At 71.9% G+C, this 14,548-nt stretch carries 11 protein-coding genes; 4 read left to right on the top strand and 7 right to left on the bottom strand.

Translation table 11 applies throughout. From position 1 onward, the window contains the following. The first annotated feature begins 22 nt into the window (after positions 1–22). The 3 genes from ACZ4VT_RS00055 (at position 23) to ACZ4VT_RS00045 (ending at position 5,308) form a co-directional block, all read left to right on the top strand. Positions 23–2,935, top strand: a complete 2,913-nt coding sequence (locus tag ACZ4VT_RS00055) for a tetratricopeptide repeat protein (protein ID WP_467945105.1) — start codon at positions 23–25, stop codon at positions 2,933–2,935. A 173-nt stretch (positions 2,936–3,108) separates the two neighbouring features. Continuing rightward, positions 3,109–4,890 (top strand): serine/threonine protein kinase, encoded by a 1,782-nt coding sequence (locus ACZ4VT_RS00050; protein WP_467945103.1) that lies wholly within the window; start codon positions 3,109–3,111, stop codon positions 4,888–4,890. Between the two features lie 79 nt (positions 4,891–4,969). Next, complete coding sequence (locus ACZ4VT_RS00045) at positions 4,970–5,308, top strand: hypothetical protein (protein ID WP_467945101.1); 339 nt, start codon at positions 4,970–4,972, stop codon at positions 5,306–5,308. A gap of 23 nt (positions 5,309–5,331) precedes the next feature. Here ACZ4VT_RS00045 and ACZ4VT_RS00040 read toward each other — a convergent pair whose 3' ends face one another. From ACZ4VT_RS00040 to ACZ4VT_RS00030, 3 genes are all read right to left on the bottom strand, one after another. Then, positions 5,332–6,549, bottom strand: a complete 1,218-nt coding sequence (locus ACZ4VT_RS00040) for a glycosyltransferase (RefSeq protein ID WP_467945099.1) — start codon at positions 6,547–6,549, stop codon at positions 5,332–5,334. A gap of 49 nt (positions 6,550–6,598) precedes the next feature. Continuing rightward, complete coding sequence (locus ACZ4VT_RS00035) at positions 6,599–7,051, bottom strand: hypothetical protein (RefSeq protein WP_467945097.1); 453 nt, start codon at positions 7,049–7,051, stop codon at positions 6,599–6,601. A 78-nt stretch (positions 7,052–7,129) separates the two neighbouring features. Then, a complete protein-coding gene (locus ACZ4VT_RS00030) occupies positions 7,130–11,107 on the bottom strand; it encodes a golvesin C-terminal-like domain-containing protein (protein ID WP_467945095.1) in 3,978 nt (1,325 codons plus the stop codon). Between the two features lie 379 nt (positions 11,108–11,486). Between ACZ4VT_RS00030 and ACZ4VT_RS00025 the strand changes: the two genes are divergently transcribed. Then, entirely contained in the window at positions 11,487–11,612 is a 126-nt protein-coding gene (locus tag ACZ4VT_RS00025; protein ID WP_467945093.1) for a hypothetical protein, read from the top strand. Between the two features lie 6 nt (positions 11,613–11,618). On the opposite strand, the gene ACZ4VT_RS00020 is transcribed toward ACZ4VT_RS00025, so the two are convergent. The 4 genes from ACZ4VT_RS00020 to ACZ4VT_RS00005 all read right to left on the bottom strand — a co-directional run. Beyond that, positions 11,619–12,602, bottom strand: coding sequence for an LLM class flavin-dependent oxidoreductase (locus tag ACZ4VT_RS00020; protein ID WP_467945090.1), 984 nt, complete (start codon positions 12,600–12,602; stop codon positions 11,619–11,621). Between the two features lie 13 nt (positions 12,603–12,615). Beyond that, positions 12,616–13,134 carry a hypothetical protein gene (locus ACZ4VT_RS00015; protein ID WP_467945088.1) on the bottom strand — a complete coding sequence of 173 codons (519 nt, stop codon included), beginning with the start codon at positions 13,132–13,134 and terminating at the stop codon, positions 12,616–12,618. Between the two features lie 71 nt (positions 13,135–13,205). Continuing rightward, on the bottom strand, positions 13,206–14,060 hold the full coding sequence (locus ACZ4VT_RS00010) for an alpha/beta hydrolase fold domain-containing protein (RefSeq protein WP_467945086.1): 855 nt from the start codon (positions 14,058–14,060) through the stop codon (positions 13,206–13,208). Positions 14,061–14,132: 72 nt separating this feature from the next. After that, positions 14,133–14,548, bottom strand: a 416-nt coding sequence (locus ACZ4VT_RS00005) for an MFS transporter (protein WP_467945084.1), incomplete at its 5' end; no start/stop codon positions are given.

The following is a 14,548-nucleotide window of genomic DNA, read 5'->3' as shown; positions in this document are numbered from 1 at the left end:
CACGGATTGAGGCCCCTGAGACGTGTCGTCCACCGACGAGCCTCCCCTGGAGGCGTCCCAGTACATCCACGCCGAGCCGGGCAGTTCCGTGTACGCCGTCCTCCACGGAGACATCCACGTGCGAGGTGGCCGGCCCGTGTACCAGGTGGCGCCGTTCGACCTCACGCCCCGGCCCGTGTCGATCGAGGCCGCTCTTCACCAGCCCAGCAGGCTGCTGGCCGCCGAGAACCACGTGGTGCCCTTCCACGGCCGGGGCGGCGAACTCGACGCGCTGAGCCGGTGGCGGGAGGAGGAGAGCGCGCGCTCGGTGGCGCTCGTGCACGCCGCCGGCGGCCAGGGCAAGACCCGGCTGGCGGGGCGGCTCGCCGCCGATTCCGCGGAACGGGGATGGACGGTGTGGGCCGCCCACCACCGGAGCGACCCCATCGCCGAACAGGTCGTCGCCCCCGGAGACCCGGGGCGCACGCTGTTGCTGATCGTGGACTACGCCGACCGCTGGCCCGCCGACGACCTGCTGATGCTGCTGTCGAACCCCCTGCTGCACCGCCCCCGGCAGTGCCGCGTCCTGCTCGTCGCCCGATCCGCGAACCTGTGGTGGCCCGCCCTGCAGAACCGTCTGGCCAAAGCCGGCCTCGACCCCGGCCCCACCCTCGAACTGCCCTCGCTGGCCGCGAGCCACACCGACCGGCAGATCTCCTACCGCGTCGCCCACCAGGCGTTCTCGAAGGCGCTCGGGCTCCGCAACCCACCCCTGCCCGCGGTGCCCGCCGACCTCGACGGCAAGGCGTACGACGTGGCCCTCACCCTCCACATGGCCGCACTCGTCGCGCTCGACAGCTTCCGGCTGGGGCTCACGGAACCGCGCGATCCCGTGGGCCTGTCCCGCTACCTGCTGGACCGCGAACACGATTTCTGGCTGAGCCTCCACGACAACGGCCGCGTCTCCACCGAGCCGCGGATCATGCGCCGGGCCGTCCACACGGCCGCGCTGACCGGGCCCCTGCCGCACGCCGAGGCCGCCACGGCCCTGGACCGCATCGGCCTGTCCGGCGCTTCCGCGTCGGTCGTCGTCGACGATCACGCCGTGTGCTACCCGCCGCGCGATCCGGCGGCCGGCGTCGTACTCGAACCGCTGTACCCGGACCGGCTCGCGGAGGACTTCCTCGCCCTGTCCACGGCCGGTCACGCGTGCGCCGGCTACGTACCGGACCCGTGGGCGACCGGAGCGGCCGGCCGGCTGCTGCGGCCCGAGGAGGGCCCTTCCCCGGCCGCCGGAGGCCTGAACTGGTTCCGCCGCAAGGCGCAGCCGCCACCCCCGGAGACCGTGCCGTACACCCGGTCCGCGCTGTCGGTCCTGGCGGACACCGCCCGCCGCTGGCCGCACGTCGCCGAGCGCGAGCTGTGGCCGCTCCTGCGGGCGCGGCCGCAGCTGGCCGTCGAGGCCGGCGGCGCCGTGGTGGCCGCCCTGACCGAGATCGCGAGCGTCGACCTTCCCGCGCTGGAGGCGGTGGAGAAGTGTCTGCCCCGGCACCAGGACATCGACTCCGCACCCGGTGCGGCGGCGCTGGGCCGCGTGCTGACGGAACACCGGCTGCGCCTCAGCGACAGCCCGGCCGAGCGGGCGAAACTCCACGAGGCGCTGGGCACCAGGCTGGTCCAGGCCGGAGTCTGGAGGGAGGCGGTGGCCTCGTTCCGTTCCGCGGTGAGCATCCGCAGGAGCCTGCCGGACGAGGGCTCGCCGTCGAACAGGCTGCGCCTCGCCGGTGCGCTGGCCGATCTCGGCATCGCCATGTACCGGACGGGCCGGCAACAGCCGGCCGTGGAGCTCATGACCGAGGGGATCCGGCTCTTCCGTGAGCTGCGGCACTCCGGTGTCACCCTGCCCGTCCACGACTACGCCATGGCCCTCAGCAATCTGGGCATGGCGCTCATGGAGATGGGACGGGGGCCGGAGGCCGAGCCCTACACCGCGGAGGGTCTGCGGCTGCGCCGGCGCACGGCCCGCTCGGGCCGCCCGGAGGCCGAGGCCGAACTCGCCGCGTCCCTGGACAACTACGGCCTCCTCCTCTACCAGAGCGGCCGGTCCCGCGAAGCGCTGCCGTACGTCCGTGACGCGGCCGAGCGGTACACGAAGCTCCACAGGGTGCACCCGGGCAGGTTCGACGAGGACGTGTCCATCGCCCTGAAGAACCTGGGCATGGTGCTCGACGCGACCGGTGACGCCGCGGGCGCCCTCGACGCGGCCCGGAGGGCGTGCGCCATCGCGGAGGAACTCGCGCGGCGCAACCCCTCGGCGTACCAGCGCCTCCACGCCTTCAACCTGCACGGGCTGGCCATCCGCCTGCACCACCAGGAGCGGTTCGAGGAGGCTCTGTCCGCGGCCCTCCAGGCCCACGGGATCCGCTCCGCCCTGGCGCAGGACGGCTCGGCTCCGCACGCGCTGCACCTGGCGGAGACGGCCGGGTTCGCCGACACCGTCCTGGCGACGCTCGACCGCCCCGCGGAGGCCGTCCCGTACGCCCGGGAAGCGGCCGGCCTCCTGCGCGGGCTGTACGAGGCCGACGGCCGGATGTACCGCGCGTACTTCGCCGGCCAGCTCGTCGCCCTGGCACAACGGCTGTCCCAGGTGAACGATCCGCGTGCCGCGTGGCCGCTCGCGCAGGAGGCGGCCGGTCATCTGCGCGCGGAACTGCGGGACGCCCCGGACTCGTCCCTGCGGTCCGTCCTCCTCATGTGTCTCGTCGTGTGGGCCGGCCTGTCGAAGGACCTGGAGCTGTGGTCCGAGGCCCTCGTTCAGATCACGGAGGCCGCCGACCTGTTCGCGGACCTGCCGCCCGGCACCGAGGAGGACGACGCCTGGCGGATGCTCCTGAGCGCCACGCGTGCCGAGATCCTGGACGCCCTGAACCGGGGGCGGGAGCGCCCGCGTCCCTGAGCCTGATCAGGTCTGCGCGGATCTGCCGGCTGAGCGCGTCGGGCTGGCGGGGCCCCGGCGGCGCCACCAGAGCGCACTCGGGAGGCACGGAGCACCGGACCGGGCACCAGACGGGCCGGGCCGTGGGCAGGTGCCCGTTACGATCTTCCTTCGTGATCAACGAGGGGACACGAATGTCGAACGCCGACCGCGCCGTGCTGGGCCCGCTGGGGCCGAACGACCCGCAGGAGATAGCCGGTTACCGGCTGCTCGCCAAGATCGGCGAAGGTGGCATGGGCTGCGTCTACTTCTCCCGCACCCGGGGGAACCAGCCCGTCGCGCTGAAGGTCATCCGGCGCGAGTTCGCCCAGGAGCAGGACTTCCGGGCCCGGTTCGAGCACGAGGTGCAGTCGGCCCGCCGGGTGCAGGGCTACCACATCGTGCCGGTCCTCGACCACGACACCAGCGGCGAACAGCCCTGGCTAGCCACGGCGTTCGTACCGGGTCTGCCGCTCGACGAGGCCCTCGCCACCCACGGACCGCTGCCGCTGCCCGCCGTGTTCCAGCTGATCGGCTGCACCGCGCAGGCGCTGCACTCCGTACACGCCGCCTCGGTGGTGCACCGCGACCTCAAACCCAGCAACATCCTGCTCGGTTCGAACGGTCCCTGGGTGATCGACTTCGGGATCGCGCGGGCCACCGACACCACCCAACTGACCCGCAGCGGCGGGTTCATCGGGACCCCGCAGTACATGTCGCCCGAGCACGCGCTCGGCAAGCAGGTCACTCCGGCCACCGACATCTTCGCGCTGGGTCTGATCGCCGCCGTCGTGGCCACCGGCCGGCACCCGTACGGCGACGGCGCGGGCATCTCGATCGCCGCCTCCATAGCCAACACCCCGCAGCAGGCGCCGGACCTGAGCGGGTACCCGGACGCGCTGCGGCCCCTGCTGGAGCGCTGCCTGGCCGCCGATCCCGCGCAGCGGCCCCTGCCCGCCGAGATCGCCGAGTGGTGCCGCGAGTCGGCGGGCCGCGAGCTGCGCGATTTCGCGGACTGGCTGCCCGCTCCGGTCGCCGCGGCGATCGCACGGCGCGAGCAGCTGGCCCAGACGCCCCCGCAGCCCGCGTACACGCCGACCCGGGCCCCCGAGCCGGCCCGGCCGGCGTACGCCCCCACGCAGGCCTCCGGACCGGCCCACCCGGCGTACGCGCCGACGCAGGGGCCGGTGGGCGGTCCTCCGCGGTCCCCCGTCTACGGCGCCCCCACGAGCCCCGCCTACGCGGCGCCCGCCCACGCCGCATCCGCCGCCGCCCCGGCTGCCCCCGCGTCCGCGGGCCGCGGCCGCCTGCCGCTGGTCGTGGGCGCGGGGGTGCTGGCGGTGGCCCTGATCGCGGGCGGCACCTGGTACCTCACCCGCGAGGACGGCGGCGGCTCGACCGCGCGCGACGGCGAGCAGAAGACGGCGGACCGGCCGAAGGACGCCGCCCCGGCGTCGCAGCCGAGCGGATCCGCGGCGGCGCCGCAGGCCTCCGCCCCGGCCGCCACCCCCGTCTACACCGCCGTCTTCAAGGACAAGCCCCTGAAGCTCCTGGCGGGCCGGGAGTTCGGCAAGGTCTACGACGTCGACCTGGACTTCCCAAAGGTCGCCCCGTTCGGCGAGATCGGCTGGAAGGACCAGGAGCTGGCGATGGGCTACATCGACGTCAAGAGCAGCACCCCGTTCGGGAAGAGCAAGGGAGCCACTCCCGAACAGTGCGAGACCGGGGCGGCCACCAACCCGATCCCCGACAGGCTGCCGAGCTCGGACCTGTCCGGCGCGGACAGCGCCATCGTCCAGGGCGACCTGCTGTGCACGGTCACCACCAAGGGCAACCTGGCCATGGTCAAGATCGTCTCCATCGAGCCGTCGACCAGCAAGCAGTACACCGTCCCGACCTACCTCACCGAAGTGACGCTGTGGAAGCGCCAGCCCTGAGGAGGCGGGGGCGGCTACTCAGGGAAGTCTGAGTAGCCGCCCCCAGGTGCGCCGATCGCCCTCCGCCTAGCCTGTTCCCATGAGTTCCACGGAGCAGGCCGTCACACCGGCCCACGAGGCAGAACCGCGGTCCACGGGCATGGGGTCACTGCTCCTGGGCATCGCCGCTGTCGGGGCGATCGGCTGCCCGTTCCTGCCGGAGGCCGTCCCGCCCCTGATCCGCTTCGTACCCCTCTACTTCGTTCTGCCCCTCGGCATCTGCGCGATCGTGTGGGGCCTTCCCGACCTGCGGCGTTCGCGGCGGGACGGGGTGCCGGCACCGGCCGGGGCCCGCATCGGGGTCCCGCTCGGTGCGGCGGCCCTCGTGATGGTGGCCGTGGTGCTGGTCTGGGTCACCTTCTTCTTCGACATCGGGTGAACCCCGGCCGGCCGGCCTGTCGCTCAGCCGGCCGCGTCGAGCAGCAGCTTCGCCGCGACCATCGCCCCGTCGGTGTGGAACGCGGCGGCCACGGCGGTCGCCCGTGCGCGGGTCTCGGGGGTCAGGGCCGTCTTGAGCGCCGCCGAGAGGGACGCGAAGGCGGGGGTCGGACCGTCGTGTGCCGCGCCGATGCCCAGCTCGGCCACCCGGCCGGCGAAATAGGGCTGGTCCGCCCCCTGGGGGACCACCACCTGGGGCGCGCCGGCCCAGGTGGCCGTCGTCGTCGTTCCCGCGCCGCCGTGGTGCACGACGGCGGCCGTACGGCGGAACAGCGCCTGGTGGTTGACCTCGCCGACGACGAAGCAGTCGTCCTGGTCGTCTGTCAGGGCCAGGTCGGCCCAGCCGCGCGAGAGGACCGCGCGGCGGCCCCGCGCGCGGATCGCCTCGACGGTCGCCCGGGCGACGCCCTCCGGGTCGCGCATGGGGATGCTGCCGAAGCCCACGTACACCGGGGGTGTGCCGGCGTCGAGGAACGCCATCAGGTCGGCGGGGAGCGGGCGTTCGTCCGGCAGGACCCACGCGCCGGTCTGCACCACGTCGAGGTCCGCCGGCTGCTGCCAGGGGGCCAGGACCGGGTCCGCGGCCAGCCACGGGCGGTCGGTGAAGACGTGATCGCGGACGTTGTCCACCGGCGGCAGGCCGATCGACACCCGGTGGGTGTTGATCGCCTCGCCGAACACCGCCTGGGCGTCCTCGATGTCGCGGTCCCACAGCTCCCGGTTGCCGGTCACGTCCTCCGGAAGCGGCCGGCCCGGCCGCGGCATCGGCGGGTGGTGCGGCGACGGCAGGCTCACCGGTTGGTAACTCGCGTACACGTAGGGGATGTCCAGCTTCTCGGCGACGGCCTTCACACCGGCCACGGCCGGCACGAGCCCGGTCGCGACCAGCACGTCGCACCCCTCGGCCGCCACGCTGACGTTGTCGTAGAACGCGGCGACCAGATCGGCCGCCCGCCGCGGCACGCCCCCGGGCGACGGCGGCGTCTTCCCGGTCACCAGGGCGCGTACCGACTGGCCCGTCGGCACCATCTCCACGCCGACCCCGGCCAGCCGCTTGGCGAACTCCTCGTCCGGCGGCGCGCACACCCTCACCTCCGCGCCGAGCTCCTGCAACCGCACCGCGAGACCCACCAGCGGCTCGACGCCCCCGCGCGAATCGTAGGCCGACAGCACCACGCGCATTCCGCACTCCCCGTTCCGAAGACACTGACCACGGTGGGAGATTCTGCCCTCAGGACCCGGCGAAGAGGGAAACCACGATCAGGATCCCCAGCACGGACAGCGCGGGCACCTGCACGCGCCGGATGCGCGCGATGGCGACGAGGGCCGGTCCGATCGCACAGATCAGCACGAAGGGCCACGTGACCCGCAGGCTGGGGCTTCCGGGGGCGTACAGCCAGTCACCCGAGCGCAGCAGGACGTACGCCGTCAGCACGAGGCAGACCGGGACGCTGACCTGCAGGGGGCGGACCTGGGAGATCCACAGGCCCACCGGGACGAACACGAGGACGATCGCGACGGCCAGGCCGACCGCGTACAGCGGGTAGTACGTGACGCAGACGCTCGAAGCGTCCTCGCACACTTTCGCGTCTTTGCGGAAGCCCCAATTCCATATTCCGGATACCGCGATTCCGGTCAGCGCCCCGGTGGCCGCCGCACCGGCCGCGCCCGCGAGTTCCCGCATGGTCCGCCTTTCGATGGGAAGGTGCCCGAGGCCGTGTGCGGCCTCGGGCACCGGTGGAGCGGTGGAGCCGTCAGAACGTCACGGCTTCAGAGCCTCGTTGAGGACTCCGGCGTAGATCGTGGCGCCTGTGGTCTTGGGATGGAATCCCTGCGCTGAAACCGGATCACCCGGCTTGTCACCCGGCGTCTTGTCGTTGACGATACCGTGGATGGTTTCCGGGGTCCCACAGATTCCCTTTCCGTTGAAGGCGACTCTGGGATCCGCGAACACCACCCGGACTCCGGCCGTGCGGGCGTCGGCCGCGGCGTTGCCCATCTCGGTCGCCATGGTGTTGGTCACGGTCCCGAAATCCGCGTACTCGGCGGCGTTGACGAACGGGGCGCCGGCACAGTTCACACCATTGGAGAACAACATGGGATAACCCATGAGAACTATCTTCGCGTTGGGCGCCCGCAGTGCGATCTCCTTGAGGGTGGTCACGATGGAGGGGCGGACCTTCGTCGCGAGGGTCTTCGGAACGGCCGTCCTCATCGCCTCGCTCTCCCCGTCGAGCGGATCGTCGAAGCAGTTGGAGGTCGGGAAGGTCAGGAGCATGCACTTCTTGATCACCTCGGAGTACCCCGCGTCGTTGCCCCCGATGGACAGGGTGACGAGCGTGGTGTTCCTGTCGAGGTACCCCTTGTCCAGTTGGGGCAGCTCCCCGTACGAGGACCCGCCCTTCTTCCCCCAGGCGTTCGTCGGGCCTTCACCGTTTCCGGACAGGAGCTGATGGGTTCTCGCACCGGAACAGGCGATGAACTGGAGGTCGATGCTGCCCGAGTCCCCCCAGTTGTCGGCCCGCGACCCGAAGGTCCGCCCGATGCCGGAGTCGTAGGGAGCGCCGGCCTGACGGATCCAGGCGTTCTTCGAGCGGTGGCAGGCGTTGCGTGCCGAACCCTGGTCGCCGCCGTAGTCCGTCTCCGGGTAGTACTCGCCGCCGCCGGTGACCGAGGCTCCTTCACCGGAGGAGTAGGAGTCGCCCATCGCCACGATCATGTGCTCGGGCTTGGCCGCCAGCGGCTGGATGGCCACGGCGTCCCAGGCGATGTCCTCGTCCCCGGTTCCGTCCTGGGCGATGTTGTCGAGCTTGATCTGCGGAACGCCGTTGAACTGGAAGACGCCGATCGAGACCCACTTGTTGGATCTGATGCGCTGCGGCACGGCTCGGAACGAGACGCCGCTCGCGGTGGAGACCTGGTATCTGGCCTGCCGGGTGTGGGCTCCGTGGTCGGGCATGTGGACCATCACGCGGGCCCATTGGTTCAGGCTCTTGTTCAGGGTCCAGGTGCCGGTGATCTTGAGGCGTTCGCCCTTCACGTCGGACGCACGGGTGTGGCCGAAGTAGAAGTGCCCGCCGAAGCCGGCACCCAGCTGGTGCAGGTCCACCTTCGAGGGGTACACGGTCTCGCCGGAGGACTTGGAGAAGGTCATGCCGAAGCTGCCCTGGTTGGTCCAGGGCCTCCCGCAGTTGGGGCGTACGGACGGGGTGCCGTCCGGCACGTCATCGATGACCAGCGCGTTCGAGGGCAGCCCCGAGGTCGAGCAGTTCGGCGCGTACGGCGTCCCGTCGGCCTCCTCCGGGTAGGTGGAGTTGAAGCGGATGAACTCGAACCCGCAGGAGGCGGAGCAGTCCTCCTTCCAGGTGGCCGGTCCGGACCACCAGCACTTGAAGTCCGCCCGGCCGCAGGGGCCGGAGGTGGTGGTGTCGTTCGTCGCCGTGTCACCGATCCTCGCCGGGTCGCAGTTGTTGGCCGCGGTGCAGAAGAGGTTCTCCGGCGGCTTCACGTGCGCGCGGTTGTACTTCGCGCTTCCCGGGGCGTCCACCGGGGCGGCGGTGCCGTTCCAGTAGGAGGCGATGAAGGCGGGCACCATCTTGCCCGGGGACTCCAGGAAGGACGGCGGGTGCGCGGCGAAGCCCAGTACCTTCTCCGGGTAGGGCCAGTGCTGCGGGCGGGCCGCGGCGCTGGCGTCCTCGTCGCCGTTCCAGTTCTCCAGGAACGGCGGGCGGGCCGCGTCCCACTCGGGGTTGGCCGGGTTGTTGAACCAGCCCAGACCCCAGGGCTCACCTGCCGCGCCCTGGGGGTGGAAACCGGAGTTGTACGCCCACAGGGCGAAGTACCAGTTCTCCAGCTTCGCCGGGTTGGCGTTGTTGAGCTTCATCCCGGCGTTGTACGTCTGGTTCCACTTCTCGATCAGGATCTGGAGACCGGCGGAGATGTTCGCGGTGTAGTCGAGCGCCACCGCGCGCTGCGTCTGATACGGCCAGGCGGCCCCGCCGTGGCCGTCCTCACGGCCGGCCATCCGCATGTGGTCGGTGACCTGCGTGATGCCGTAACCGCAGTCGGCCTCGGCGAAGTTGACGTCCCAGTCGTTGGCGGACGTGCCGTCGTAGTAGTCGATGCCGTAGTAGTTGCCGATCAGCGGGTTGCCGGTGACACCGGGGACGGCGCTGCGCGCCGCCTGCCACATGTTCGACTCCTGGGTGGTGATGCCCAGGAGCACCTGGGCCGGCACCCTGCCGCCCCCCGCGAGCGGCGGGTTCAGGAAGAGCGACTGCGGCATGTACGCCGGCATGCCCAGGTTCTTCCAGTTCGCCGGGCGCTCGATGTGCGTGTTGAGGAACCCGGTGACGGCCTGGTCCGCCGCCCACTCCACCTGGCGCGGCTTGGGCTGCATGGCCTGGTTGCGGGGGTCGTTGCGGGGAACGGAACAGGTCCGGTCCGACTCCACGATCTCGGTGGGCGAGCTCGCAGCGGCCGCGGCCGCTGCCGAGGCGGTGGCCTCGGCCGTCGACGTGGCGCCCGACGGCGCCGCGGAATCGGCGCCCTTGGCCGTCTTGCGGCCGGCGGCGGGAGCGGGGTCGCGGCCCTGCTTCCAGCTGTCGGGGATCACCGCGAGCGGGTCGGCCGTGAAGCCGACCTTCTTCTTGGTGTCGAGTACGGACAGCTCGATCTTCACGGGCCGTGCGTCGAGGGCCGACTCGGGCTGGAGGGTGGAGTCCTTGGCGTCGGCCCATTCGGTGCGCTGGACCACGGACTTGCCGCCCGTCGAGACCAGGGCGTCCTTGGGGGTGCCCGGCAGGGACTTCACCCGGGCGGGAAGCGACGTGGCCGCCTTGGCGTCACCGGTGATGTAGACGTCGCCGCCGGCCCGGACGAGTCCGGTGCTGGTCAGCGGCCCCTCCCCCAGGGTGCTGGTCTTGCCGCCGGCCACGCGCCGCACCTGGGTGGTGCCGCGGTCGGCGGCCGACTTCCGCGGCTGCTGGTCGAGGAAGGTGATGCCGCCGTCGGCGTCGGGGCTCAGCCGGTAGGGCACCGACGCGGTGCGGGCCAGCGTCCGGCTGCGGCCCTGGGCGTCGATCCTGACGATCTGCGCCCCGTTCGCGGCGACGACCGCCCCGTCCGCGGGCACGCCCGAGGTGACCTGACCGGTGACCTCGACCGGTGCGGCGAGCCTGGCGGTGACCGCGTCCACGGTCACCAGCCGGGTGCCGCTCTTGTCGTCACCGCCGGACTGGGTGAACACGGCGCTCTCCCCCGTGCCGCAGCCCGGGTTGTAGTACGAGAGCGAGGCGCGCAGGTCCAGCTTGGTCACCTTGCCGGTGTCCAGCTCGACCACGGCCGTGAACGCGCCGCGCGCCATGAGCTGCGGCTTGTTGGTGAACGTACGCGGGGCGTACACGACGACGGCCCGCCTGCCGGAGCCGGTGACGCACGCGTTGCCGATCCAGGCGTCGGCGTCCAGACCGGGCTCGGCGAGCGAGGCGACGGTCTTCCATGCGTATCCGGCGTTCTCATTGGCCGTGAGGATGTGGAACCCCTGGGCGTCCGACGTGGTCGTCCACGCCAGGTCGCCGGAGTTCTGCCAGCCCTTGCCCAGTACCTTCTCGCGGTCGGCCGAGGGGACGGACGACTTGTCGGTCTCGGGAGCGGGCGAGCCCGCGGCGGCCGACGGAGCCGGCTCGGCCGCGGCCGCGGGCAGCTGCAGCAGCCCCGCTCCCAATGAGGTCGCCACCATACCGATGAGTAACGCAGATATGCGTCTACTTCGTTTCACTGCATCTCCTGAACTAAATGCGACAAAACCTCGGACGGCGTCAACTGGCGCCGACCGCACGGACTTTACGTGTGCGGCATGTCGTCACGTCAAGGAATATTCGACGCAGATATTTGTCCGGAGAATTCCGGTTGTGAAGACGCTTGCACTTGTGGGGAAGCCGCTTCCGTTCGCTCGTCCGAAATGAAACCAGGAAAGGGAATTCGCCCCCGAAATCGGAGGGGATTCAAACCGGCAGAAAAGGACCGGCCGGGCGGACGTTCTCCACACGAGCGTCGGCGAGACCAACGGCACCTGCACCACCACCCGGACCATCGGCGGCGGCGCGGAGGTGTGCGTCGTGACCCACACCCTCCCGGGCGGCCGGCTGTCCGTGCAGGGGATGGTCGACCGCGCTCGCGGCTCGGTCCACGCCGACACGATCGGCACGGGCGTGCGGCGCTTCACGATCGACCTCTACCTCTGACGGACGCTAGGAGAGGGACGCTCCCACGGCGGCTTCCGGGCGGGCCGCCGCCGGGAGGGACGACGGAAGGGCGAAGGCCTCGGCCAGCAGTTCGTACGAACGCCGCCGGTCGGCCGGGTCGGCCGTCAGGGTGTTGACGACCAGCTCGTCCACCCCGTGGGTGCCGGCGAGGGCCGTCAGTACGGAGTGCACCTGCTCGGGCGCCCCGGAGACGAGCGCGGGGCGGTGCACCTTGGCCCGCTCCAGCTCGGCGCCCGTCCACCGGTGACGGCGCGTGGTCTCGTACGACGGCAGCGGGGCGTCCTGGCCGAGGTCCTTGCGGGCGCGCCACAGCAGCAGGCTCTGGGCCAGTTCCTCGGCGCGGCCGGCGCTGTCCGCGGTCACCACGCGCACGGCGAGCGCACCGCCCGCCCGGCGGCCGGTGGCCGCCCGGAACTCGGCGCGGTAGTCCTCGAACGCCTCCCGGCCCCCGGTCGGGGAGAAGAAGTGCCCGAACGCGAACTCGGTCCCGAGCAGGCCGGCCAGCCGTGCCGACTCGCGTCCCGCGCCCAGCAGCCACATCTGCGGCGGGACCGGTGCGTGCGGTACGACGCCCCCCTCGCCCAGCAGCACCCGGAGCTCCGCCAGCCGCTGCGGGAAGTCCCGCGCGGGGCCGCCCGCCCGGCCGATGCCGAGGTCGACCCGCCCCGGGTAGAGGGAGGCCAGCACGCCGAAGACCTCGGCCACCTTCGCCGGTTCGTAGCGGGGCAGCAGCACGCCGCCCGTCCCGATCCGCATCCGCGAGGTGTGGGCGAGCAGTGCCCCCGCGAGGATCTCCGGCGCGCTGCTCGCGAAACCGGGGGAGCCGTGGTGCTCGGCGGCCCAATACCGGGTGTAGCCGAGGTCCTCCGCGACACGGGCGAGGTCCACGGAGGCGCGCAGCGCCTGGTCCGGGGTGTGGTCCTCGCCGACCGGGGTCTGGTCGAGCACGGACAGTCGCAGGTTCGTCATGAGGGATGGCCTTTCAGTGCTGGTGGGCGGGGACACCGGTGGCACCCGCCATGGTCGCGGGCACGATCCTGAAGTCCCGTTCGAAGACCAGGTTGTGGAGGTCGGCGGCGGCGATGGCGCGCAGCGTGGGCAGTTCGGCGGCGGCCTGGGCGTCGTCGAAGACGTTCAGCGGCCACTCGGAGACCGTCGCCCCGCGCAGGTGGGGGTGGTGGAAGGAGGCGCCGTAGTGCGCGTACAGGGTCACAGGCGGGATGTCGGCGGCCGACTGCTCGTCCCACCACAGGGTCCAGGCGTGGAAGAGGCTTCCGTCGTCGGCGCGTTGCACCCCGCTCGCGTCCACCACGCCTTGGCCGAGGAGCAGCTCCTCGTTGAGCTCGCCGAGTGCCTGGCGGGCGTACGGGTCCAGGAGGCGTGCGGCGGTGCGGAAGTGCTCCTCCTTGTCGGGGCGGGTCACGGCTCCGCCGTGGATGCCGTCGCGCAGGTCGGCGAAGTGCCGGAGCAGGGCGTCGAGGTTGGGGACGTCGGGGGTCATGTCAGCTCCTTGTGAGGTGAAGGACGGGAGGGACGAGAAGGGGAGGGAACAGGGAAGCGGGCCGGGTGGCCTCAGGCGCCGGCGGTGTCCGGTTGGGCGAGCAGGTGCAGGGCCGGGCCCAGCCAGCCGCGCAGGGACACCGTCGGATGACCGCCCATGGGGCGGCCGGGGTGGAGGAAGGCCCCGTGGCCCGTCTCCCGGAACTCCCGCAGGGTCACCTCCACTCCGGCCGCCCGCAGCAGGCGCCCGTACTGGTGCACGTCGTCACCCACGGGGTCGAGGTCGCCGGTGGCCATGACGGCGCTTGCGACTCCGCGCAGGTCGGACGCCTCGAAGGGGGTGCTGTAGAGGCGCGTGCCGTCCGCGGCCACGGGCCGGCCCGGCTGCCGGTAGTCCTGCCAGGCCGCCATCAGGTAGGCGGCCGTGGGGAACATGTCGGGGAAGCGGTGGTAGGAGGCCGCGGTGCAGCCGGGGTCCAGCGGCGGGTACGCGAGGACCTGGGCGGCGAGGGGAAGGGCGCGGTCGCGGCAGGCGAGCGCGGCGCAGGCGGCCAGGGTGGCTCCCGCGCTGTCTCCGCCGACGGCGACGGGAGCGGTTGCCCCGGCCCGCTCCCGGACCCAGTCGAGGGCGGACAGCACGTCCTCGACCATGGCCGGGTGGCGTACCTCGGGGGCGAGCCGGTAGTCGACGCTCACGACGGCGAATCCGGAGGACTGGGCGAGTTCGGCGGTCGGGCCGTGCCAGTCCTGGGCGGATCCGGCGCGCCAGCTGCCGCCGTGGGCCCACACCAGCCACCCTTGTGGCGCTGATGTCCCCGGTCGGTACACCCTGGCGGGGACCGGACCGGACGGGGAGGGGATGCGGGCCTGCTCCCAGCGGACCGCGACACGGCTGTTTCCGGCGGCCGCGTGGGTGGGTGTTGCCATCGGGTTTCCTTCCCTCCGTGCCTGGGGCCAACGTTCGCCGCCGCGGCAGGGCTGTCACAAGGCGGAGTTGCCTTAGTTGCCGTTGCGGGGCTGCTTGTTGCGGAGGAAGAGGGCGGTGGTGAGGGTCCCGAGGACCACGATCGCGGTGTTCACGATCACCGCCGTCGTGATACCCGCATGGATGTCCGTGTTCGCCGCCGCGATCGCCGACATGATCGGCGTACCCATCGTGATACCGATCTGCTGCGTCATCGTCGCCAGACCCGTCGCCATGCCCTGCTCGTGATCCGGCAGACCCGTCGTCGCCGTCACCATGAACCCGACGATCACCAGCATGTTCCCCACACCACCCGCGAACGTCGCGACCAGCAACAACCACATCGACGACGACGACTCACCCAACGCCACCAGACTCAACGTCGCCACCGCCTGGAGCAGCCCACCAACGATCAACGTCGTGCGGGTACTCGTCGCACCGATCACCCGCG

It is taken from the genome of Streptomyces sp. NPDC029164 (assembly GCF_055563995.1).
Note: the sequence above shows the minus strand (reverse complement) of the source record. Positions and strands in the feature narration are given on the sequence as shown.

Bases quoted from the DNA above. Each gene is read 5' to 3' on its own strand.
- ACZ4VT_RS00050 (WP_467945103.1), top strand. From the start codon at position 3,109: ATGTCGAACGCCGACCGCGCCGTGCTGGGCCCGCTGGGGCCGAACGAC.
- ACZ4VT_RS00045 (WP_467945101.1), top strand. From the start codon at position 4,970: ATGAGTTCCACGGAGCAGGCCGTCACACCGGCCCACGAGGCAGAACCG.
- ACZ4VT_RS00040 (WP_467945099.1), bottom strand. From the start codon at position 6,549: ATGCGCGTGGTGCTGTCGGCCTACGATTCGCGCGGGGGCGTCGAGCCG.
- ACZ4VT_RS00035 (WP_467945097.1), bottom strand. From the start codon at position 7,051: ATGCGGGAACTCGCGGGCGCGGCCGGTGCGGCGGCCACCGGGGCGCTG.
- ACZ4VT_RS00030 (WP_467945095.1), bottom strand. From the start codon at position 11,107: ATGGTGGCGACCTCATTGGGAGCGGGGCTGCTGCAGCTGCCCGCGGCC.
- ACZ4VT_RS00020 (WP_467945090.1), bottom strand. From the start codon at position 12,602: ATGACGAACCTGCGACTGTCCGTGCTCGACCAGACCCCGGTCGGCGAG.
- ACZ4VT_RS00015 (WP_467945088.1), bottom strand. From the start codon at position 13,134: ATGACCCCCGACGTCCCCAACCTCGACGCCCTGCTCCGGCACTTCGCC.
- ACZ4VT_RS00010 (WP_467945086.1), bottom strand. From the start codon at position 14,060: ATGGCAACACCCACCCACGCGGCCGCCGGAAACAGCCGTGTCGCGGTC.